The sequence below is a fragment of the Leptolyngbya sp. FACHB-321 genome (assembly GCF_014695975.1).
Classification (GTDB): domain Bacteria; phylum Cyanobacteriota; class Cyanobacteriia; order Leptolyngbyales; family Leptolyngbyaceae; genus Stenomitos.
Genome location: NZ_JACJPI010000083.1, coordinates 321115 through 345075, shown reverse-complemented (window position 1 = coordinate 345075; position 23961 = coordinate 321115). Strand labels below are relative to the sequence as shown.

18 protein-coding genes are annotated in these 23961 nt (G+C 48.5%); 5 read left to right on the top strand and 13 right to left on the bottom strand.

Annotation, left to right across the window (positions count from 1 at the left end):
- The first annotated feature begins 29 nt into the window (after positions 1 to 29).
- Complete coding sequence (locus H6F76_RS26870) at positions 30 to 1148, top strand: hypothetical protein (RefSeq protein WP_190512895.1); 1119 nt, start codon at positions 30 to 32, stop codon at positions 1146 to 1148.
- 255 nt (positions 1149 to 1403) lie between these two features.
- Here the strand turns inward: H6F76_RS26870 and H6F76_RS26865 are convergent, their stop codons facing one another.
- The 11 genes from H6F76_RS26865 to H6F76_RS26815 form a co-directional block, all read right to left on the bottom strand.
- Complete coding sequence (locus tag H6F76_RS26865; protein ID WP_190512893.1) at positions 1404 to 3200, bottom strand: ATP-binding protein; 1797 nt, start codon at positions 3198 to 3200, stop codon at positions 1404 to 1406.
- A 14-nt stretch (positions 3201 to 3214) separates the two neighbouring features.
- Entirely contained in the window at positions 3215 to 3643 is a 429-nt protein-coding gene (locus H6F76_RS26860; RefSeq protein WP_190512976.1) for a hypothetical protein, read from the bottom strand.
- A 48-nt stretch (positions 3644 to 3691) separates the two neighbouring features.
- A complete protein-coding gene (locus H6F76_RS26855) occupies positions 3692 to 6910 on the bottom strand; it encodes a DUF499 domain-containing protein (RefSeq protein ID WP_190512891.1) in 3219 nt (1072 codons plus the stop codon).
- Positions 6911 to 7172: 262 nt separating this feature from the next.
- A complete protein-coding gene (locus H6F76_RS31635; protein WP_190512890.1) occupies positions 7173 to 7688 on the bottom strand; it encodes a TniQ family protein in 516 nt (171 codons plus the stop codon).
- A 78-nt stretch (positions 7689 to 7766) separates the two neighbouring features.
- Complete coding sequence (locus H6F76_RS26845) at positions 7767 to 8708, bottom strand: ATP-binding protein (RefSeq protein ID WP_199322500.1); 942 nt, start codon at positions 8706 to 8708, stop codon at positions 7767 to 7769.
- 21 nt (positions 8709 to 8729) lie between these two features.
- Complete coding sequence (locus H6F76_RS26840) at positions 8730 to 10706, bottom strand: Mu transposase C-terminal domain-containing protein (RefSeq protein WP_190512886.1); 1977 nt, start codon at positions 10704 to 10706, stop codon at positions 8730 to 8732.
- 296 nt (positions 10707 to 11002) lie between these two features.
- Complete coding sequence (locus H6F76_RS26835) at positions 11003 to 11452, bottom strand: hypothetical protein (protein WP_190512885.1); 450 nt, start codon at positions 11450 to 11452, stop codon at positions 11003 to 11005.
- A gap of 205 nt (positions 11453 to 11657) precedes the next feature.
- Complete coding sequence (locus H6F76_RS26830; protein ID WP_190512883.1) at positions 11658 to 12389, bottom strand: DevA family ABC transporter ATP-binding protein; 732 nt, start codon at positions 12387 to 12389, stop codon at positions 11658 to 11660.
- Between the two features lie 9 nt (positions 12390 to 12398).
- Complete coding sequence (devC, locus tag H6F76_RS26825; protein ID WP_190512881.1) at positions 12399 to 13562, bottom strand: ABC transporter permease DevC; 1164 nt, start codon at positions 13560 to 13562, stop codon at positions 12399 to 12401.
- Positions 13563 to 13577: 15 nt separating this feature from the next.
- Positions 13578 to 14747, bottom strand: coding sequence for an ABC exporter membrane fusion protein (locus H6F76_RS26820; RefSeq protein WP_190512879.1), 1170 nt, complete (start codon positions 14745 to 14747; stop codon positions 13578 to 13580).
- Between the two features lies 1 nt (position 14748).
- Entirely contained in the window at positions 14749 to 15615 is an 867-nt protein-coding gene (locus H6F76_RS26815) for an SDR family NAD(P)-dependent oxidoreductase (RefSeq protein WP_190512878.1), read from the bottom strand.
- Positions 15616 to 15702: 87 nt separating this feature from the next.
- Between H6F76_RS26815 and H6F76_RS26810 the strand changes: the two genes are divergently transcribed.
- Both H6F76_RS26810 and katG read left to right on the top strand, forming a co-directional pair.
- Positions 15703 to 16251 carry a PadR family transcriptional regulator gene (locus H6F76_RS26810; protein WP_190512876.1) on the top strand — a complete coding sequence of 183 codons (549 nt, stop codon included), beginning with the start codon at positions 15703 to 15705 and terminating at the stop codon, positions 16249 to 16251.
- A gap of 395 nt (positions 16252 to 16646) precedes the next feature.
- On the top strand, positions 16647 to 18875 hold the full coding sequence (gene katG, locus H6F76_RS26805) for a catalase/peroxidase HPI (RefSeq protein WP_190512874.1): 2229 nt from the start codon (positions 16647 to 16649) through the stop codon (positions 18873 to 18875).
- A 145-nt stretch (positions 18876 to 19020) separates the two neighbouring features.
- Here the strand turns inward: katG and H6F76_RS26800 are convergent, their stop codons facing one another.
- Positions 19021 to 19170 (bottom strand): hypothetical protein, encoded by a 150-nt coding sequence (locus H6F76_RS26800; protein ID WP_190512873.1) that lies wholly within the window; start codon positions 19168 to 19170, stop codon positions 19021 to 19023.
- A gap of 289 nt (positions 19171 to 19459) precedes the next feature.
- Here H6F76_RS26800 and phnD point away from each other — a divergent pair, with 289 nt between their 5' ends.
- Together phnD and H6F76_RS26790 are read left to right on the top strand one after the other, a co-directional pair.
- The gene (gene phnD / locus H6F76_RS26795) at positions 19460 to 20356 is read left to right on the top strand and encodes a phosphate/phosphite/phosphonate ABC transporter substrate-binding protein (protein WP_190512871.1); all 897 of its coding nucleotides are present in this window, start codon (positions 19460 to 19462) and stop codon (positions 20354 to 20356) included.
- Between the two features lie 72 nt (positions 20357 to 20428).
- A complete protein-coding gene (locus H6F76_RS26790; RefSeq protein ID WP_190512869.1) occupies positions 20429 to 22327 on the top strand; it encodes an ATP-binding protein in 1899 nt (632 codons plus the stop codon).
- A gap of 290 nt (positions 22328 to 22617) precedes the next feature.
- Here H6F76_RS26790 and H6F76_RS26785 read toward each other — a convergent pair whose 3' ends face one another.
- Complete coding sequence (locus H6F76_RS26785; RefSeq protein WP_199322497.1) at positions 22618 to 23754, bottom strand: diacylglycerol kinase family protein; 1137 nt, start codon at positions 23752 to 23754, stop codon at positions 22618 to 22620.
- Positions 23755 to 23961: the final 207 nt, after the last annotated feature.

Sequence of the window (23961 nt, the reverse complement as noted above, 5' to 3'; positions counted from 1 at the left end):
TGTTACAAGCCTTTATCAAGGAGATAGCGATGCCCCCGATTAATATTCTGGTTTTAGTTCATGGCATGGTTCCCGATGAGCAGCCGCGTGACCCCTTAATCACACCGGAACCGCCACAAGGCATCCTGGGAAAACTGTTTGACGATCGCAAAATCGTTATCTATGAAGAGTTTTGGAACAAGCTGACAGCCAAGCAACCAAAATTGGCTAGCTTGTTCGAGAACTTTACCCAGACAGCCTCTGATGGCAAAGAGTATACCTTTCCCTTTATTGGTGTTGAGTGGCTGCATGAACTGCCTGCCGCTCCAGAACCGTCCGTTGATGAGCTATACGATGATCAGCGGTTGACCCGCGCCCAAAATTTCGTCAACAAGCAAATTGCCCACGAAGTGCTGCGTAAAGTCCCTGACGAGAACAATTATGTCCTAAAGTTGCTTGGCAGCCGCTATGGAGGCATCACCTATGATGCTCCCACATTGCTCATTCTCCGCAATATTGTTGTCGGACTCCGAGAAACTATCGTTACACGCGGACTGGGTGACGTGATTTATTACGCATCTGCTGATGGCGAAGAACGTGTTCGCAAACGGGTCTATCATCAAGTGCTCAGTCAACTGCACCCCTATCTTGATGAACCCGATGTGCGGCTGCACCTATGGGGGCAAAGCCTCGGCGTTACGCTCACTCACGATTTCCTCTTTGGGCTGTTTAACAGAGACCCTGATTACAGACCAGGCTTCCTTGATCAAGCTGCTACCAAAACGGACAAAACAGATTTTGAGCGCTGGCGAGAGAAAGCCAAAAAAGGCGAGTTGCGCTTAGGTTCACTCACCAGTACTGCATCACAACTGCCGATTCTGCTTATGAGAAGCCAAAAGGTTGTAGACACTTTCGCTAACGAAAAGTTACTGGATGCTACCGATATTGGCATCACCGATCCGAATCGGGTTTGCTGGAACATCTTCTACGATGTTGACGATCTACTTGGCTTTGGCACTCGCAGGCTTTACAATCACGCTCGCGCCATTCAAGAGTTTCAAGTAGATACAGGCGATAATCCTGGCGATGCCCACACCAACTACTGGAAAAACTCGGTTGTACAAGAAGAGACAGCCCAGTTACTCTATACCAACGCCCTCATGCCCTAGAGCTTAGGTTAGGCGATCGCAGGCAGCCTATACGTCATTTTGTTGAAATAAACCAGTGGCGAAGTTTGTTTTAACAGACGGTAGCTGCCTGCAATCGTCACAACTAATAAACTATGGATTCTGACTACAGTTCACAGTTTTCTATGCATAGGTCTACTTTAATGAGGGGAAACTATATTGGTTGCTCAAATATTAGGCTCTACGGTACTACTCTTTCAGGCATTTGCAAAATTTAAGCATCTAAGTGAATAGCGATCAAACTCCGTTAGCCTCATGTATAAAACTGACTAAGTTAGCAATCATCTTTTGCAGATCCAGAACATCAAGTGTTGGTTTATATTTCACTACTTCGTGGGCGACCTTGACTTTATCTACCCTATCTTTTACGACACCCTTTACCGTCTTAAAAAATAAACAATGAGCATATAGTTGCGTGTCAACCATACTGGCAGCCTCCGGGTAAATGCTCTTAACGGCACGCTCAAGCACTTCTGGTGCAATGTAATTTTCAATTTCCCGACCTTTGGTAATCCATGCAAATCCAGGTCCTTGGTTAAACTCGTCTCTGATTCTTCGTTTTGTGGCGTTAATTGGGCTATGTGAACTAGCGCGATCGCTGTCAATTAAAATAGAAATATAACGATTCAGTCTCCGTAGAGAGATAAATTCTTCAATTTCAGGATCTAACGCGGTTAAGTGCCTAAGCAGCCTACCCCCGTAGAACATGATTGAATAATGTACGCCTTCAATTAACGAGGAATTGCTAGCTTGTATCCAATGTCTGAGATAAATTCGATCTGATGGTCCTTCTACCCAAATCACACAATTTGCCTGAAGTAAATCAGAAGCTCGATAACCTAAATCTGCACATATTAAGGCTTTGCCTACTGATGTAAAAACAGGTTCAACTGTAGACTGTCCATGTTGATGTCGAACATGAAAAATACTTACGCCAGGAGTATCAAGTAGATGAGCAGAATGGGTCGTTATGAAGTATTGATTGTTTGTATTGACACTTAAATATCGTAAAAGTTTCTTTTGTAACAGAGGATGGAGATGAAGTTCTGGTTCTTCGATGCAAAGAATTTGTCCCTGAATAACTGTTGCCGCTGCTGCTAAAATTACGACTTCATGAATTCCTGTACCAAGTGAGGCTAAAGGTAAAGTCTTAGCATCCATGTGAACCAAAATCATACTTCGATCATATGGAATTTCTAAAGTAGCAGTAGGGTTATCCGTAACAGTGCGTAAGAAGTTGTTAATCTGTTCAAACTGTTCCTTTAGATGCTGTTGGTCAAATCCTGGATTTTGTAGCTCCGCCAGTCTATTGATTAGACCATTTCCACTATGATCTTGTTCTACTATTGAACTTGAATCCCCAACTTTTCTAATTGCGGGAATCAGCACAACATTTGGCGTTTGAAATTGTGCTGGGCTTAACAAGATTAGTGCTTCAAGTATCCTTTTCTTTCTAACTTCTTCTGTAATTGGTATACTACGATGATGATAGAATTGCTCGTTGGTTAAGGCTAACATTTCCCAAGTGTGCATCCATTCCTCATCTGAAAGCACATTCTCCTGTAGTAAATCGTTAGTTTGATTTAATGAAAACTCTATTTTCTCCCCCCAAATTCCTTCATATCTAAACCAAGCTAAGGGCGTTCCTTTTGATAAAGTCTTTGACTGAAGAATACGCTCGACTAAACGTTCGCCATATTCCCCCCTTGATTTGATCTGACGACCATACTTTTCTAAGACAGTTTTTGTATAAATAGCAGAGCTAAGTTTTAAGCCAAATTCAATAGTTAACTTGCCTGTATTGTTTTTGAGCGGGTAATCTAGAGCAGCAATAGCCCAATTAGGTGTGTTAAAAGCAGTCGAAGTGATCGCTTGTTGCGCCACTTGATAATGCCGAGCAAGGAATAGAAGAATATTCGATTTGCCGGAGTTGTTTTGCCCTACTATCAAATTTAATTTTTCGAGCGGTCCAATTCTCTGAAGTTCATTGCCAAAGCTTCTATACCCTGCAATACCAAATCCTTCTATAAACATTAAAGTCTCTCGCTTCAATCTCCCAGCAAAACCCGAATGGCTCTTAACGCCTGACTCCGTTTGCCATTCGACACCTTCGCAAACCAGTAATGCGATTCCTCATTACTCATTGCCCTTACCCCTGAGGCAATATTGGCAATACGATCGGGCTTCGAGAGCGGCTGCAAGGTCTGAAACAGCAGTGCCAGATTCACCCCTGACTCTTCACTTAGTACATAGGGAGACTGCCGGGACTGGCTCAACGTCTTTGGGTCATACCCATTTGCCTTCAAGCACTCATAAAGCGCCTGTCGCGCCTGCACTAATGCCTGTCCCTTCAGCCGCCCAATCCGCTTTGCTGCTGGACGCTTCTTTTCGCCTGCCTTCTTATAGGCACACTGATACAACTCTAGGGCGAAGTTGTTATTGTCAGTAGGGACAACGCGAAGCTGAAATTCCTGCATAAGACGGGGAAACACGACAGACAAGGACAGGGCGGTTGCCCTACAGACCTAATATGTTACTCGTGCTGTCAAGTTTAGGCGATCGACTGGGTTCCGCCCTAGCGCTTGAGCGATCGCTCCCATTTCCTGCCCCTCTGGCTCCACAGGTGAGGCAAACTCAACTACCAGTTTCAGCATCACATTCGCCTGCACATCAGGGCTACTCAATAAAGCAATGGTTGGATTCAAGAAGCTTTGAAACCCCCGCACTGGTCCCTGATACTCCAACCGCACAAACTGATCCCCAGTTTGCAGCGTTACCGTCTGGTCAATCTGGAGGGGGAATTTTGCCAGCAAGGGTAGGGCTGTGCTGAGTTTCCGATAATCCATGACCTGGCTTACCGAGAGTGTTAAAACGGTAATGCCTTTCACCTTATGATCGAGGGCGCGATCGCTCAACCCACTAAACACACTATTGGGTGTGCCTTCCAGGTCAAACTGCTCCGGCTTCACAGCAAACAGCGTCGTGCCATTGCCGACCATAGGGCTACCACCACTGGTGCCACCAGGGCTATAGACCAGGACTTTAGCCGTGGTTTCGGCTTGTGCTGTCTCACTATTGCCGTAGTCTGCCACCACTCGAAAAACCGTCGTTTGAGCGATCGCACCCTCATATTCATCAGAGGGGCGGTACGCCTGTCCTAACAGATCACCGTCCTGATACAAGCTGACTGTTAATGCCCCTTGTGCTCGCCAACGTACCCGCACAGGTTTCGTAGCCTCCGTACTGGGCATCACCTGGGCATTTAATTCTACCTCCCTCGGTTTCGGTAGCTCCAGAATGCCATGACGGTAAAGCACCATGCGGTCAGAAAACTCGATCGTCTCTGGCAGCGCAGGCAGCCCTTCAGCCGTCTTGATAAAAAGGCGTTCGCCAACCTTCAGATCCCACAGCCCAGATTGCAAACCTTGCCGAATGGTATCCCGCAGCTTCGAGATTTCTGCGTCTAGAAGCAGATTGAGTCCCAGGTCTTTGGCAAACGCTTCTCGGAGTGCCTTGGTTGTCCAGTGATCGAGTCCAGCCGCCCAAACCCTTTGCAACACATAGGCAGGAGCAAAGGGCAGAGCCTCTTCGGGACGGATCTTCTGGCAGTCCTTCAGCGCTTTCAGAATCACATCTTGCTGGTTATTCTTGCCTTTCACATCGCCTGAATCTTGAGCAGGAAGGGGATAGTGCATCAGCCCCTTTGCCGCCTTCACGGGATCACTCGACGGATAGAACAGGTGACGGTAAGCATTGGTGAGCGATACCCGCACGTTCAGATCCATGCTGCCCGCTTTGTCCTTCAGTTGCTTCTGCTGGCTCTCCGACAGGTCTTCCAGTCGATTGGGGGAGTTGAGGATATTCTTGACCGCGCGATACTCTCTGGCATTGTCGATCGCGCGTTCCAATTCTTGTCGATTCGCTACCAGAAACAGTAGGCGGTTCCGAAAGGTGCGAAACTTGCCAGATTCACCTGTGTTGTTGAAGAGGCGCTCTACAACCCCAGGCGGATCGTCCGTGGAAGACTTGACGGTTGCTTCATCAAAGTCGATGAGACACAGCGCCACAGTGTCCGCCACATCATCCACATCCCCCGGACTCTCTGGAGCCGGAATCAGCTTGAAGAATTTGTCAGCAAAAATCGTGTCCCGGCGCGAGCGCAAATCATCTTTTGCTTCACCGCGTCCGATTTGCTCCTTCTCTTCCGCCACAATTTTGTTGATTGAGGGTTCTTCCTTGAAGCGAGCGATCGACGTGACCGGGTCATTGTCCAAATACCAGGCGACGGTACTGAGCCGATCTAAGGCTGTGTCTACGAAACCGCTTTCTAGCCCTGGCGTTAAGAGCGACAGATTTAATTCGGGTCGCCGAATGCCAGCCGTAATGCCCTGATTAATGGAATGAAGGAAGATCGTGCGTCCCACCCAGGTGGCGAAGGGCGGCTTTCCGGCGGCTAACCACTCCTGGTCTTGCAATTGAGCATGGGCTTCCCGACCATCCAGGTTGTAAAGGTCAGCTTGAATCGGCAAGCGCATCAGGGGTCGCTCTAGCCGGGAGGTTAGATCGCTCGTCACTTCGCCATCCACCCCAATCGGCAGATGGTGCGGGTGAATCATGGGTAGCCAGGTCGTTGGCTCCCGCCAAAGCTGCCGGATGACTCTGGCTAATAGCCGTAAAGCGCCTCTGGTACGTTGAAAGTTAGGAATGGAGGCAAGCTTTTTCGTCAGTAGCGTGAAGAGTTCGGGATGAAAGGGATAGCTGGCTTGCACCGTTTGAGCGTACCGCGCCTCTTTGCAACCCTCCGGTAAAGCGGTGCGGCTGGCTTTATAGGTATGCAGGTACTCTCTGGCAGCGTTCGCCGCTGCCTGCTCACTCACACTGCTAAACAGTCGTTGCTTGACGATGTTGTAGATCTCAACGTCCGTACTGGGGCTTAACACCCGTTCCTGCCGTGCCGACGACTGCATCGCTTCGCGAATCTCTGTCGTTTCTTCGCCAAAAGTATCGGTGGAAGCAGCGAGCGTATAGACAAAGACCAGGTTGCTGCTACTGGCTGCCAAGTCCATTAAGGAAAACAGAAACGCCACCACTTGCCCTGCCAAGTCGCTATTGCCTACGGTGGTCGCTTTTGCCGCTCGTAAATGCCGCGCAATCTCATCCAGCACAATCAGTGTCGGTTGCCCTTTGGTTAAGCGCTCCAGCACCACTGTACCGGGACTGACACGCTTCTCGTCTGATCCTCGCAGTAGGCTGTAGCCCTCGACGTTGCCAATCTGGTAAGCAATCTCGCCCCACAACGTATAAGTCGTGATACCCGATTCTGGATGATAGACACCATTGATCGGGTCGAGATCTTGACAGGCGATCGCGGCGACCTGAATGGGGCGATCCGGAATTAGTGCCAGGTCCGCAAAGCGCTCCAGTCCTTCAATCTGCCGTCCCTGCTTCGCAATGTGCCACAAAGCGATTTCGTCGTGAGTTTTACCACCACCGAAGCTGGTTTCTAGCCGAATGATGGGTGAGCCGCTTGACACGCCAACTAGACGACCGAAGACCTCTGAAACTAACGTTTTCAAACCATCGGTTGGAAAGGTGTTGGCAAAAAAGGTTTTGGGGTCTTGATAAACCTGCGGGGCTTTCCCCTCAACCACCAGTCGGAGTTTGGCAGCAAACAGGTCGAGTGATAATTCGCCCGCTTGAATTTCGTCTCTGGGAATGCAGGTCGTAAAGATGGATGGCAGCACAGTTAATTCTCTCTAAGTCTGATTCCGGCATAGCGATGCGCTTGTCCCCTGAGACGATCGCTTCTAGCAGACGAACTTCATCCCTTTACAGCGTACCCATCCGGTCTTCAAAAGAGTCAAGGGAGGAAAGGTGTCTATTCACTCCTGTCTTGGCTTCACCCTAACCCCAAAAAATTTGGGTGTCCAGAAAATTTGTTCTCTAGGTAAAAAGTTATTCAGGCGAGTTGGCTGAAAGGAAGCCTTGTTTGTTGCCTTATTCCAACTAATAAGGCTTTTGCTTCTTTGCCATTGTCTTGTATGGCATCCCGCATTTTTTGCACTGCAAAACTGTCAATTGGCTAGGGAGAGGAAAAGGCTCTCCACATTTAGGTTCTGGACATTTTGGGAGAAGGCGAAGCCGATGATGCTCGCACCCTTCTGTGGATTGATACTGCCAACTCATGCGATGGTAAGGAGCCTCAGTGTAGCAAGCTGCACAGATTCGGACTGGTCTAGGCTTAATAGGCTCATGCTCAGGTGGAAACAGCAGCAGTAGCCTTTCTATTCCCAGTCCCGTAAATGTGTCTAACTTCTGCAATTCTTGAGAAGTTGGAGGCGGGTTGAAGTAGAAGTTTTCCCATCGCCACAGAATTTTACCCAACCTCAATCCTTTTCCCAGGCTATGAGAATCGGTACTAACCACCTCTTGACGATACCAACGTCCAAGATAATGACTGATGCTTTCATCATCCCATGGGCGAAGGTGCAGAAGTGACTGATGGCTTTCGTCTTTTTGCATCTATGACTCTATCCAAAACCCTACGCAAGAAAAAGTTGTCTATCTCAGACAACAATATTGAAGCCTATCCTTAGCATCCTAAAGTTTCAATATTGGTTGTTGGCAGATGCCCAAAGCCTTAGAAATATTCTGGGGATTGATCTGTGCTTTAGGGTGATCAATTTTCCAAATCGTAACCTCTCGGAGGTTTTCATAGAGCACTCGAAGCTGTCCTTGAGAGCTAGCCTCCAACGTATTGATAATCCCCTTGTTCTCCAACAAATTCAGCGGCTTTGTCCAACCCAACTTTTTTTCCCACTCAGCTATAACTGTGGCTATATTTTCTTTACTAAGTCTGACGTAAGGGTGCTGTTTTAGGAAGGTATTGTAAATAGTGATATATTTTTTCTTCTTGTCAAGTCTCGGATCAATGACATCATTGAGGTAGGGAGAACCTGCTAAAACGATAGAGATTTTCAGTTTTTCGGTGATTCGTACAAGCTCATTAAAAGCGTTAAAAGATAGTAAGTCTGCGTTGTTAACAATCAAGAGTTTAACTCCACACGACTTGAGCGTTCCCCATGTGCGAGAGCGAAGCTGCCGCAAATAACCGCAATCGAGAGGATTAACCAGAAACTCTAGAATCAAAAGGAACAAGTCTGTCGGGCTGCCATTTTGTTCAATTTCGATGTAAGCAAGGGGTGCAGGAGTCATCAACAAACCACCACGTCGTCTGATATGGCTCTGTGTATAAAATATTAAAGACTTAGCTAAACCCAAGCGATCCATTGCAGTTACACAACCACAAATGCCAGTTTCCCGCCACTGGTTTAATGCAGTGAACAAGTTCTCATCTCTCTCTAGCTGAACGTATAGGTCAATTTGACTAATCCGCTCAACCTCTGCTTGTTGTTCAAGCGATCGCTCCTTTTGTGCCCCTAACTTTAGAGCTTTAGGAGTTGATGGGTTTGCGTCAGATTGTGCCGCTCCAGATTGAACTTTGGAGTAATGAGATTCTTCCTCAAGTGGCTGAACTGCCAAGTTCGACTGGCTCATCTTGGGCTACCATCCCTCTTCAACAAACTCATTCCAATCAGAAACAACGTAGAGTGCAGGTTGTATCTGGATTTTAGGAGTTTCTTGTGTGGATTGCAAATCTTCTGCCGGAAGTAGTTCGTACAAAGCCTCTGATGTGAGTGGTTCGGTTATGCCTCTAACATCTTTACTTTCTGGTTCAACCTCTGAGGGGGGAGCCTCTGGAGGAAATAACTGCAATACCTTGTCCGAATGTTCAGATTGTTTAGTAAGCCGGTTATTTTCCGTCTTGCCCCGCTGCCTAAGTGTTTTGGCTTGCTCAATTGAAGTATTGAATAAGTCGCGTTGTTGGGCGAGAATGGACGTTTGGTCGATCGCCTTGCCTTCTTCGCGCATTTTCCTTTTGCGGTCTTCCCATTCCTTCAAAGATAGACGCTCCTCCTCCAAATCTCTTGCCCTAATTGTGCCTAAGAACTTAGATGGCTGACCATTTTCTTCGAGTGTGTAAACAAGAATGTAAATGATATTGGTTGGGTTATACCGGATTATGACTTTCTTCTCTTTCTTCCCTTCGTAGTTTTTAAGAAAGTTTACCGCTTTGTCGTAACGCCAATGTCCGTCCTCATCTCGACTTAAACTCGCTGTGTAAACAAGATTCTTAAAATTGATACATCCCCGTTCCTCGACGTTCCGTTGCAGGGTTTTCATTAAGCAAAAGTCAAGTTCTCGCTCACTGGCAGGCATTCTAGGCTTGAGATCCGGCAAACCTGCCCACCATCGCATCAAGCGTGTTTGGTTCGCAACCCTTGGGTATGAGTGCTGATTGTGATGATCCACAAGATACCGCACTAGCCACCTAGCATAGTCTTCGTAGACAACGCAGGCATACTTCTCAGGATGCTCTGGGCGCTCTTTGAGACTGCCACCCTTGAACCCCAACACCAGTGCTGAGAATTCGGTTTTTATTGCCAGAAATAATCGCTCTACGATACCACCTTGTTCCGTGTAGAGACGCAGACGCAGTTTGATGTTCAAATCTGATGCAATGTGCTTCAGGTGTGCCGATCTGAACTCCTTCGCCCGGTCAGTAACAATGTATTCAGGTAAACCACAAACCTCCCACTCATGTTGGAGTTGATACTCCGGTTCGCAGTGCTTTTGCAAGATGGCGTGGCGAAGGGCTAAGGCGACTTCATGCGAGCCGGCAGAACCAAAGCTAAGATAGTGGCCCATCACACAGCCTGACCAGGAATCGATCACCGCAGTGATCCACACAGATCCAGCAAGACCCCCGCTTTCATCTGTAAGTAGATTGTCTAGTCGCGTATGGTCGATTTGCCAAACCTGGTTGCTACGAATAACCTCAATATCTTCCTCAACCCACTCACCATCTTTTTTGCCAGTCGTAACCTTGATGATGATTCCAGGTCCCTGCCCTGGGTTGCGAACTTTTCGATTCTTCTTCTCAATAAGGGGATCTAGAATGTTGTAAACAAACATGTGTGAGGGGTACTCACCCTGTTTCAATCCCAAATCAAGTTCAGCATGCCCCTTCAATTGGTTATTGACAAGGCTGCGGGTCATGCCCAATTTTGCCTTAACGCCATCGTTATAGGTCTTGAGAATAAACTCTGTCCAATACTCAACTGATTGCTTCCACCGCTTGCAACCCTTAATCTGCCCTGCATCAGAGCGTGTAGCTCTAGCGAGCGAAGCTAGACCATCTGGTCCCATTGCCTTCCTTACCCATCGGTCTATCGTTGAAGGGTGTTTTTCCAGCCTGTCTGCCCACAACTGGATTCTCTCTTGCTTGAGTTCATCAGAAGCTTGGATGATGTCTTCGACCGCCTCGACTTTCCGCATCACCTCTCTTCGCTTATCCAGATCCTCAATAAGCTCAATCAGAATCTTATGCGCGGGTTGCTGATCTTCTTCTACAAGGGCAGTTACCCCGGTAGGAACAACGGGTGTTTGGGCAGCAGATGCAGTTTCTAGACTTTCCATAAGCTAAACCTGATAGGCTTTAGCGGTTGACAGAATAAAAGGCACTTATCAGTTTAAGCTGTTTTTAGTGGTTTTCAGAAAAAAGGCAAATAGCTGCTTAACTTCTGTCGCAGAATAAAAACTCACTGAAAAAGCCTGAAGTGTGCTTTATAGGCGTACTTCAGGCTCTAATTTAGGCTTGACATTAAATGTTTAAGCTGGGCAAATTACTTTTTAATGGACATGTACATTATTGTGTAGATTTTGCCTTCCCGCCTCTAAGGGCGACCGAGTGCAGCGCTTTATGCTGCTATTGGTCAGATGTAGTCAAAGAAGCGAATCCACCATGATTGAGTTTTGAAGCCTTCATGTTGCCCCGTATATTGTTTGACCAGTTCATCCGCATTGACGTAAATGAACCCGTAATGCTCAGTTGTCTTAATAACTTGTTCTACCACACTTGGTGGTAACTGCTCAGAAGAACGGTTCCAGACAGCGAATAAATTGCCAAATGCAGAAAACCGAATGGCTAAAACTGTCTCAATAAAATTCAGCTTTCCACCTGGCTTGTGCAGTGATAATTCCGTGAAGAACGAGGCGTCTTGCACATTTTCGTCGATCTCGAAGGGGCGACCAGTCAACTGCTCAATTTCTGGTTTCAGTCGCCTAACGCGAGACATCGCCTCATGCCAGTCAAAATCAACAGGTGATTCCCATTCTGCTGGGTCGTCTGCAGACTGAAGCTTTGCCAGTGTTTCCTGTTTCATGCTGTTTAGCTTGCAATCAAACGAGTGTCTAGATCAACTGCTGCAACATGCTAGTTGTACCGCAGGACTTGACAATAAGGTTATTGAAGCTGTGTCAACGCTACTCGATGTCCGTCTGGGTTTGCCACGACTGCGCGTCGTCCCCAAGCTGAACTCCAGTTAGGCTGCTGAATTATAACCATCTATTGTCACAGAACTGAAAAAGCTATTGAGCGGTAGCAGTAGCGGCATGATTCACCAAACGTCCATCTTCCATGTAGATAATGCGATCGGCAAGATCCAAAATCCGGTTGTCATGAGTCACCAGTAAGATGGTGCAGCCTTGCTCTCTGGCGAGTTTTTCCATAATTTCTACGACATCTCGCCCTGATTTCTTATCGAGTGCAGCAGTGGGTTCATCTGCCAAAATGATTTTGGGCTGACTGACCAAGGCACGGGCGATCGCCACTCGTTGTTTCTGTCCACCTGATAAATCGCTGGGATAGTAGTCCATTCGATCTGCCAAACCGACTGCGCTTAAGACAGACCGAATACGAGTATCAGTTTCGGCAGCAGTAATTTCTTGAAGTTCCAATGCCATCTCAACATTCTGATAGGCAGTCAGGAAGTTTAAGAGATTGTGCGCTTGAAAAATATAGCCAATCTTGCGACGAGCCAGGGTCATCTGTTCTTTGCTGGCATGATGTAACGCTTGTCCTAAGATACTTAAATTGCCCTCCTGAACGGATCGTAAACTTCCCATCAGCGTCAGTAATGTGGTTTTACCCGAACCTGATGGTCCCGTCATAATGATGATTTCGCCACGATCGATTTGCAGATTCACATCAAACAAAATCTGTTTTTTCAGAGAGCCTTGACCATAGTAATGATTTAGATGGCTAATGGAAATGGCAGGTGTAGCGGTATGAAGGGCATTGCTTTCTAGCAATTTAGACATGCTCAACTCCTAGAAAATATCGGCAGGGTCAGCGGTTTGCAGCTTACGCACCGCCATTGCAGCAGAGACCGAACTCATGATGGCAGTAAGGATCAAAACAAACACGATTCGTCCCAAATCCATTGCCATGGGTAGCATAGTTGCGACATTCGTAATGCGATAGATACCAAGCGCGATCGCAGTCCCCGGAACAAATCCCATAACCGCCAAAATCAGCGCTTCTTGAAACACAACTAGGAGGAGATAGCGATCGCGAAAGCCCATCGCCTTGAGGGTGGCATATTCCGGCAAGTGATCGGTCACATCACTGTAGAGAATTTGATAGACAATGACAGCACCGACAATAAAGGCAATCACTACACCTAAATCAAAGGTGTAGCCTACGGGAGTGCTAGCATTCCAAAAGGCAACTTCTGCTTTTGCATAGTCCTCTCTGGTCATAACTTTGACATCACTGGGCAGGCGCGATCGCATCTCTGCTAGAACCGCCTGGATATCTGCATTAGGTTGAAGTTTAATCACGCCTATATCAATGAGTCCACCTTGGCGAAAGGTTGCCATGCGTAAGAAGTTGACATCACTGGTAACTAAATAGGCATTAATGCCAAATGTGGGGCTAAGTTTGAACAAACCTTGGATTTGCACCTGGCGTTCATTGATTTCAGTCGCAATTAGCTTTCCTGCCTGAAACTGTTGAGCGATCGCGCCAAATTCTTGACGAGAACCGAGATTGAACAGAGCAGTATCGGGCTGTCGCAGTTGCTTGCGGTTGGCTTCTACCCCAGGAATGTTCAATACTTGATGTTCTGGATTGATACCAATGGCATAGATATCCCAAATCTCTTTGTTGTCAGGATTACGCCATTGAATTGTATTCAGGTAAATTGGGCTGACTGATGCAACCCCAGCTACACCTGCTGCTTGATAAAGCCTGCGCTCTGTAAAGCGATCGAGGGAAATCAGCGATCGCGATCGGCTACTCATCATGACCAGCTCACCGTTCAGGCTATGGTGGAATTCTACTGCACTGCTAAATAACGCACCTCGAAAGCCCATTTGCAAAAACATCAGCACATTGGCAAAGCTAATACCGGCGATCGCTACCAATAACCGCGCCCGTTCTTTGCGTAACTGCAACCAGGAGAGAAATAGCGGTTTTTTCTTTTGAGTCATTTCACTGCCATTGCCTCAATTGACATCAATGGATACTTGCACGCTCAAATTGGTTAACCCTGCAACCCGACGGCTAGAGGCTGCATCCAATCGCACCTTCACTTCCACTACCCGCGCATCAAACTGTGCTGCCGGATCAGTGTTCAACACATCTTGTTTATTGATTTCCAGCCCCACTTCTACAACCTGACCGCGCAGCACATCTGGAAAGGCATTGTTCTTGCTGATCACGGTTGCCGTCTGCCCAGCTCGAATGCGGCTGACATCCAGCTCATACACTTCTGCCACTGCCACCATTTGCCGAGTTTGACCCAGACTGATAATGCCTTGCTCACCCACAAGTTCTCCAGGACGAGTATGGATTTTGAGGACTTGTCCATCCTGAGGCGAGCGCACCGTTGCGAGATCCAGTTCTGCCTTTGCCCGTGCAACCCTTGCCTGTGCCGCAGACACCTGCGATCGCGCCACATTTACATCGACCGGACGCACTTCAGCAATCTGGTCGAGTGTCGCCTGTGCTTCAGATACCTGCTGTTGCCGCGATCGCTGAATGCGACTCAAATTAACTTGCGCTTCGTTCAATTGTTGTCGCACTGTATCGGCGGTTAATTGCTTCCCATCGCGCAAAGACGCAGAAACGGCTCCTTCGCTATACAGCACTTGATACCGCCTCGCTTCCAGTGCCGCATTGTGCAGTTCTGCTTGCAGACGGGCGATCGTCGCTGCCTGCGCCTCAGTTTCAGTTTGTAATTCCACCTGCTGACGATCGACCACTCGCGCCTGTGCCCGAATTTGTCCTGCTTTCGCACCCGCTTCCACCTGGCTCAACTGGGCTTGAGCGACCCTTACCTGTTCCTGAGCTTCCTGAAACGCTGCTAAGCGCCGCGCATACGAATCGAGCACCGCAATCACATCACCTTTGCGAATCTGTTGACCATGAGTGACACGGATGATTTCGACTCGTGCCCCCTCCGCAGATGTGGGCGCAAACACCTGAATGACCTCACCCTGTGGTTCCAAGCGCCCCAACGCCGATACCGTTTTTACTTGAGGTGGAGTTTCTGAGATCAACGGTGGAGTGGGACGCTTTGCGATCGCGCCATAGCCGATTCCACCCGCAATTAAAGTAGCAATCACCCCTAAAACTAGAGGTAAGTGACGCATCTTGGTCAATGTAGCGCTCATGCTATTCAACCTCCGCCAGGTCTGCAATCATTCCTCGCTGATGCTTCGTCATACTGCCCATCACCTCACCCATGATCCGCACCCGTGCCCATCTTGGCAGAGGCACCAACGAGTATGTGAGCAGTTTTGACAAGACTCCAGGCAATGACATTGATCGACGACCTAAAGCATTAAGGATGGGTAAAGCGATGTCCTCGGGCTTTAGAGCCATTCCCATCTGCATACCTGCGCGAGTGGCAAAGCCCGAATGGGTAGGACCCGGAGCAGCAGCCAAGACATCAATTCCCATCGGTGCGAGTTCCACATACAACGCTTCAGCCAATGCCTGCACATATGCCTTGGTCGCTGCATAGTGGGCAGCAAACGGCATTCCTTGAAACCCCACGATCGAACTCATCAGCACCATGCCACCACGACCACGCATTGCAAAGCGCTGCCCAAAATGCCAGATCAACCCCAAAAGCGATCGACAATTGACGTTGAGCATTTCCATCTCTTGTTCCAGCAGAGAGTTAAGAAACAGACCCGATGTACCAAAACCAGGCGCAGCCACCAGCAACCCAATATCCAAATCTTGAGTAGCAGCCACTAGCGTTTCAACTCCTGCCTCCAGCGACAAGTCGAGGACAAACACCCGGACCTCAATGCCGTGTTGAGATGTCAAAGCAACCGTCATCTGCTCCAGTACAGTTTGACTCCGAGCGATTAAAACAAGGTTTATCCCTGCCTCAGCCAGCCGCAGTACCATCTCTCGACCGATACCTGAAGACGCTCCTGTGACTAGCGCCCAAGGACCATACCGGGTAGACAACCGCTTTTGCCATCTACCCCAAAATTGCCGTTTAACTCGCCAATTCCGACCAACCATATATTACTCCAGTTTTTGTATTCAAATTTTTGAATACAAAAACAAGGTATACTCAGTCTATTGCATTCGTCAAGCAGATTTTTAGTTATGGCACTCAAGCACACGATCCTGGCATTTCTCTCTCGTCACCCTCTGAGCGGCTATGACGTTGCTAAAGAGTTTGCTGAAGGGTTTGGCAGTTGCTTTTGGAAAGCGAGTCAGCAGCAGGTTTATGCCGAACTAACTAAGCTAGAACAGCAGGGCAGCGTTAGCTATGAGGCGATTCCCCAAGCGGGACGGCTTGATAAAAAAATTTATTCCATCACAGAGCAGGGGCAGCAAGAACTGCTCAACTGGCTCACACAACCCTGTGAACCCAGTGCCATTCGTGAAGATTTAGGAGTAATGGGGTTGGCGGGTCATCTAGTTTCTCCTCAGGTCGTCATTCGCGAAATTGAACGACGACGGCAGCTACACCTGAAAATGGTGGAACACGTCAAAAAACTAGATGAGCATTTTGCCAAACATCTTGATTCACTAGAACTGAAAGACATCTACATGCATCTCATTATTCGTCGTGGTATTCGCTATCAGGAAGAGTGGGTAGCCTGGTGTGATGAATCGCTGGCGGCGATCGCACAGGCTATAAACCAATAGATGATGGAACAGGGCGATCGTCCTTCTCAGTCTCTCTTTTGCCACCCTTTGTTTCTCAGTCTCACCTGTCCCGCTGCTTATTAGCGCTCTCCCAAAGTAATTATTACCTTGCATCAGATTGCGTAAAGTCCGACGGCTGTGCCAACTGTCGCTGTCGTTAGACCTAGAAGTGCCTCAGCATCATGCGAGCTTTGTGGAAAGCCGCTACGCTCGACCAGAGAGCGTACAGGCTCACTTTTGGGCTGTAGTATAACCAATTGTTTCAAACCCTAACGTTGTTTATATTTCTTGTCGATTATATTTCTCATGGATTATCCCAATAGTTATTGGTGCGCTATTTGTTTGCAATACCTGCAACGTCAAAAGCCCCACCACAACACTTCATAGGAGATACCATGAGCAGCGGAAGCGGATGCCCTTTTGCAGGCGGCGGTCAGAAATCTGAGCCTCGTCACAAGCCAGCGAACCGAGATTGGTGGCCGAATTATTTGCATCTGAACGTCCTTCACCAACATTCACCCCAATCCAATCCTATGGGTGAGGCGTTCAACTACGCTGAGGAGTTCAAGAGCCTCGATTTAGCTGCCCTGAGGGCAGATATCTATGAGCTGATGACCACCTCCCAAGACTGGTGGCCAGCTGATTACGGTCACTATGGACCACTCTTCATTCGGATGGCGTGGCACAGCGCTGGCACGTATCGGATTGGCGATGGTCGCGGTGGGGCGGGCTCAGGTAGCCAGCGGTTTGAGCCTCTCAACAGTTGGCCCGACAATGCCAACCTCGACAAGGCACGGATGTTGCTTTGGCCAGTCAAACAGAAATACGGCAAGAAAATCTCGTGGGCTGACCTCATGGTCTTTGCTGGCAACTGTGCCTTGGAGTCGATGGGCTTCAAGACGATCGGCTTTGCTGGCGGACGCGTAGATGTTTGGGCACCAGAGGAAGACATCTACTGGGGTTCTGAGAAAGCTTGGCTCGGTAATGAACGGTATGAAGAAGATCGGGTGCTCCTGAATCCTCTCGCTGCTGTTCAGATGGGACTGATCTATGTAAACCCAGAAGGACCAGACGGTGAGCCTGATCCGATTGGATCAGGGCGCGATATTCGCGAAACCTTTGGTCGGATGGCGATGAATGATGAGGAAACCGTCGCACTCACTGCTGGTGGACACACCTTTGGGAAGTGTCATGGTGCGGGCGAAACGACGCACGTCGGTCCTGATCCTGGAGGTGCCACTGTCATCGATCAGGGTCTTGGTTGGAAGAACGCCTTCAACACGGGTGTCGGTGTCGATGCGATCACCAGCGGTATCGAAGGCGCATGGACTACCAATCCAACGCGGTGGGATAACAACTACTTTGAAAACCTGTTCAAATATGACTGGGAACTGACGAAAAGCCCCGCTGGCGCATGGCAATGGAAGCCTAAGGGCGACGCTGGTGCGGGTACGGTGCCTGATGCACACGATCCATCAAGACGGCACGCCCCCATGATGACGACGGCAGACATGGCGATGAAGATGGATCCCATCTACAACTCGATCGCGAAGCGCTACCACGATAACCCGGATGAGTTTGCCGAGCAGTTTGCCAAGGCGTGGTTCAAGCTGACGCACCGTGACATGGGTCCTCGATCGCGCTACCTTGGCGCAGAGGTTCCTCAAGAAGAGTTCCTGTGGCAAGATCCCATCCCCGCTGTCGATCATGAATTGATTGATGAGCAGGACATCGCCGCTCTCAAAGCCAAGATTCTGGCTTCGGGTCTGTCTGTTTCTCAACTGGTTTCGACCGCCTGGGCATCGGCAGTGACCTTCCGCTGCTCTGACATGCGCGGTGGAGCGAACGGGGCGCGCATCCGCCTCGCGCCGCAAAAGGATTGGGAAGTCAACCAACCAGAGCAGTTGGCGACAGTGCTGCAAACCCTGGAGGGAATTCAACAGGAGTTCAACAACTCGCAGTCTGGCGGAAAGCGGGTTTCGATCGCCGACTTGATCGTTCTGGGCGGTTGCGCTGCCATTGAGCAAGCGGCGAAGAACGCGGGTCACGACGTGACAGTTCCCTTCAAGCCGGGACGCACAGATGCGTTGCAAGAGAAAACGGATGTGGAATCCTTTGCTCCACTAGAGCCGACTGCCGACGGGTTCCGCAACTACACGAGCGGCAAACACAGCGAATCGCTCGAAGAGTTGCTGGTCGATCGGGCACAATTGCTAAACCTAACAGCCCCTCAAATGACGGCTCTCGTAGGCGGCTTGCGCGTTTTGGGTGCGAACTTTGGAGGGTCTAAACACGGCGTTTTTACCCATCGACCAGAGACGTTGACCAACGACTTCTTCGTGAACTTGCTCGACCTAGGCACGACGTGGAAGGCGACCTCTGAAGCGGAGTATATATTTGAGGGGAGCGATCGCAAAACCGGCGAGCCCAAGTGGACGGCTACTCGTGTTGACCTTATCTTCGGCTCAAACTCTCAGCTCCGCGCTCTTGCAGAAGTCTACGGCGCTGTGGACTCGCAGCAAAAATTTGTGAATGACTTTGCAGCGGCATGGGACAAGGTGATGAACCTCGATCGCTATGACCTCCGCTCAGTCCAAGCGAAAAGCTCTGCAAGGAGTTTCTAAGCCTAATTTCGACCGATGATCGGGTGATCATCGGTCGAGGCTACGCAAACCTAGGGCGATTCTAAGTGCGGGTGCAAGCCAGCAACAACATGAGAGCGGCGTTTCAACTTGTCTTGAAACGCCGCTCTTGCTTTCCGTCAACCCTTTAGGAGTTGTAGGTCGGCTGCAAGTAACGTCGAAGCATTAGCCAAGTGTGTGCTTCAGTACCCAGCGCTTGCTTGTCGAGTGCTCCACCACCCCATGCTCGAACATCATTACCTCTAAAGCTCGATCGCTCAAGGATTAGCGGCAACATCACCTATTCAGCAGGATGATCTCAGGCAAAAAGTGTCGCCATTTGTAGCTTGCTTCCCGCAGAGTACAGAGAAGGGGTAGCTACGGCAAATCAGGTGCAAAGGTTTAGGCAATCCCACTTATCCATTGACCGTTTTTTGCGACACAACCTTGGAAAGTGCGCTTTAGAACGCTGGTTTCCACTTTTTTCAGCTATCCTGTTGCTGATCAACAGCAAAGTTTGGGCACTTTGTAGGTGTATTGCAACGGCCAAAACTATGAAACGTCGTCATTTCCTCTCAGTCAAAACTATGAAACGTCGTCATTTCCTCTGGGCTAGCTTATTAGTTGTTGCAGGTTGTACGACCGCCACGAGCACCTCAACCAAGCAAGCTTCTACATCAAAAACGACAAACCAACCGGAGAAACTGCGCTTTGCAGTATCAGATGTGAAAGGGCTTGAGGATTTGCAGAAAGACTATGGAGCCTTGCGAACTCTCTTAGAGGAAGTTTTAGAGAAGAAAATTGAGTTTTTTTCGGTAGAAAGCTACATTGCTGCTGCTGCCGCACTTCAGCTTAATCAGGTTGATTTGGTGTTTACAGGCCCATCAGAATATGTTGTGATGCGTGCTAGAACGAATGCTATTCCAATCGTAGCGATCGAGCGTCAGAAATATTACTGTGTCATTGCAACAAAACTAGGCAGCGGGATTCAATCGGTTGCAGAGTTAAAAGGTGGTAAGACGATCGCCATGTGGGACGTTGGTTCAACTAGCGGTCACTTAGGACCAACCAAACTATTGATTGATGCCGGTTTAGATCCCAAAACAGACCTCAAAATTCAGTTGTTGAAAAAGCAAGGATTACCTGCACTTCAGAAAGGCACCGTTGCTGCTTGGGGTGGCTCGGTCAGCCGCTATGACAAGTTTCTTCAGTCCAACGGGCTGTCTGAAAAGGACTTTCCGATTCTTGCTAAGGGTCCTACCTTACCTGCTGATCCATTTGTGGCAAGCAGCCAGCTCGATCCAGCTTTTGTGGAGCAAATTCAGCAGCGATTATTGCAAAATCAGAACCAGATATTGAAAGCGATCGCCCTTGCAGATGGCAACAAGTTTGAGGGTGCAAAGATGGTGCAGGTGAATGACACCAACTACAACATGATTCGTGATGTTTATAAAGCCATTGGACAGGGCAACTCTGTTTCTTAATCGAGCAACTTTTTATCATCTTGCTTACATACCAATTTCGCTGCCTGCAACAATTTATAAGGCTAGCTTTCCATGCTCTTTCAAGCAATTCAACATTTTGTAAAAAAAGCGGACAGCCCTTCTGCGCTTTTCTCCATCAAGCACACTCAACAAACGCCTTTACTCAAACAACTGAGCCAACATTGGAGCATTGCCCACAAAATCAGTGCTGGCTATGCTTTATCAATTGGTATAGCCGTCTTGGGAACAACCATTGGGTTAGTGACCGGAGATTACTATCAGGGAAAAGCCCAGCAACAGCAGGCACTTACAAACCAGCAGCAACACCTTTTGAGTGAGCTAGAGAACACAGTTAATCTGATTCGGATTCATCCGCAACGGCTGATGGGGGTGTTGGGAGAATCAGTCTGGTTTGACTATGAAAAAACCAGGTTTCTGGGTTCAATGAGTCAGGTAAAAGCCCTGCTAGTCGAATTTGAGTCTTTCACCGACCAACATGCCGCTGCCTTAGCAATTGATGCCCAGGCATCAAAGGACTTAGCAAAAGGTTATGCAGTTAATATTGAGGCATATCGGCAATTGACAGAAGTTCTGTGGCAGCAGTTGCAGCCTACAGATTTAACAGCAACAGAAATAGCCGCCGCACAACAACAGCTTTTAGCGTCATTAAGAAACCCCTCTTCCAGCAAAACCAACATTGAACTAGACCGCTTAACAGAGAGCTTGACTCGACTTAAAGCTGCTGCTGAAGCGCAACATGAGCAAGCGATCGCTCAGATGGCACAAGCTGAAGCACTGCGGATGAAAATTGTCGTAGGCAGTATGCTGCTCTCTGTTGTCATGGCAGTAATGCTAGCGGTAATTACTTCACGCGCGATCGTCCGCCCGCTTCAAGCTGTGACCAGATTTGCAAAAGCAGTAGTTCAAGAGTCCAACTTTAAGTTGCAAAGCCCAATTAGCACACAGGATGAAGTAGGATCACTGGCAACTTCATTGAATCAATTAGTGCAGTGGGTTGGAGAATACACTAGTGCCTTAGAACAAGCTCGTCACACAATGGAAAAGCGGGTTGAGGAGCGTACGCAAGATTTAACTGAAGCACTGCAAGAACTTAGACAAACTCAATCACAATTGATTCAAAGTGAGAAAATGTCTAGCTTGGGTCAGCTAGTAGCTGGTATTGCCCATGAAGTTAACAATCCTATCAATTTCATTCACGGAAATCTCAAACACGCTGATGAATACTCCCAGAATTTATTGGGGTTGATTCAACTTTATCGGCAACAAGACCTACAGCCAACGGCGGCAGTGCAAACCTATGTTGAGGCGATCGACCTAGATTTTATTGAGGAAGATCTGCCTAAGCTCTTTGCCTCTATGCAAATGGGAACTGAACGCATTCGGCAAATTGTCTTGTCATTGCGCAATTTTTCTCGTCTGGACGAAGCCGAAATGAAACCCGTTGATATTCACGAAGGCATCGAAAATACACTGCTAATCCTCAATAATCGTCTGAAGCAAGGCATTCATCTGATTAAGGACTATGGGACTTTGCCATTGGTAGAATGCTATCCAGCCCAGCTTAATCAGGTATTCATGAATTTGATTGCAAACGCGATCGACGCACTAGAAGAACACCAGGCGACGGCTACAGCAGGCAGTCTAGACAACGCTCAAGCCTCAGTTTTTAATGACCAGACCTTAGCCCCTAGTATCACCATTCGCACAGGGCAAGACGGTCAGCATCACGTTTCTATTCAGATTAGTGATAACGGTCCCGGCATTTCACCGAATGTTCAAGCGAAGCTTTTTGATCCTTTTTTCACAACAAAATCGATTGGTAAAGGCACAGGACTGGGACTCTCTATTTGCTATCAAATTATTGAAAAGCATCGAGGAGAAATTAAGGTGTTTTCAGAAATTGGACAAGGCACAACGTTTGCCATTCTGCTGCCGCTACAAGAGAAATGATATTTTTTTGGCGGCTTAGCGATCGTCTGCACACTGCCAGGAACCAGTCATAAAGGCTTTTTTGTTTGTTATGGCAGTCGAAGAGAGCCTTAGGACAGACATAAACCTTGGAACTGCCTTTGAGCAAAGGCGTCGATTCATCCCTTATCCTTCGTCCTTCATCCTTTTGCTATAGCGTCCAGTGATCGCGCATGATAAAACACTCCATTTGAGTCTTGTTTCAATACGAGCAGTGGTTCAGTTGAGACGCAGTTTTCAAATGTGTTTTTATGCTTCTAAGTGAATGGCTCTTATTCGTCCTCAAATTCATCTGCCTTAGCAACAGGCAGAGCGATCGGTGGGTTGAGGTCATCTTTGCGCTTGTACGTTGGAGTATCTGTAGCAGGAACCATAACTTTGAGTGCCTGCGCCACAACCTTAAGTGTGACTGGCAGCGTTCCCAGCGGATGCCCATCAATATGCACTGGTAACGCCGCCCTGGATGTTAACCGCACTTCAGCAACGCGGTAAGTTTCAATTTTAGGGCTGTAGTGATATTGTCCTCGGCTGATCGACCAGAAGTGACGTATCAGTTCCCACTTGCTGAAGTTGCGATAGATGCTAATGGTCAGCAGCCCATCATCAATGACGGCATCGGGAGCAACAGTGAAGCCAGTGCCATAGTAAGGTCCGTTGGCAATCACAACAAGCAGTGCTGAACACTGCAACTTGCGCTGAACTGGCTCTACTCGTCGTCGCAAAAAGCGCAGCCTTGAGGTGGGTCGCTCACGCGCTTCGGCAATGGAGCGGTCAAATTGCATTTGCAGCCACTGTGGTTTGTAGCCCACTGCCAACTGAGCCGCTTGCACCATCCGCCCCCACCGCCCGCCTTTAATTTCTTCGCCTAACGGGAAGAGGGCAGCATCCAGTCCTACACCTGCTGCTTCAAAAAAGTAATGCTCGTTGTTTGCCTGACCCACATCCATGTGCTTCACTTGACCCCGTGCCAGAACTTGACACGCTTCAGCAACATCCGTCGGCAAGTTAAGACTACGAGCAATATTGTTGTACGTGCCGATCGGTACAATACCCAGCGGAATCGGGGCGTGGAGCAGTCCATTAGCCACTTCGCTTACAGTACCATCTCCTCCTCCCACTACAACCATGTCATACCCTTCTTCCACTGCCCGTTGGGCAATCAAAGCAGGAGATTCATCTGGACTGGTAAACACAAGGTCAGCGCGAATTCCTTCTGCTTCCATAGCGGCGATGATGTCTGGCAGCTTCATCGGGTTGGGCTCATCATCACCCGACACCGGATTCATGATGAGGCGAACGCGCTGGGGGGGCTGTGAATTGTGCGAACCATCTGGATGCGAGCCTGTATCGTCTGAAGTTGCCCCTTGGCGTTTTGGCTCAACCGTATTCTGGCTGTTTTGGCTGTCCATAAGCTTGCTGCTTCGGGTGCGATGTTTAAAGGAGCTTAGTCACTTCATTCCTTCTTTGACGATAACTCAGACAGGAGTAACGTAGGCTCCTTCTCATCACTGCAACCCCACACTAGAGCAGCATCTTTTCAATGTCTCAGTCGCTTAGAGGGACGGTGTAGTAGAGCCAGACGCAATCGCTGAACATTTTGACGAGGAAACGACTGC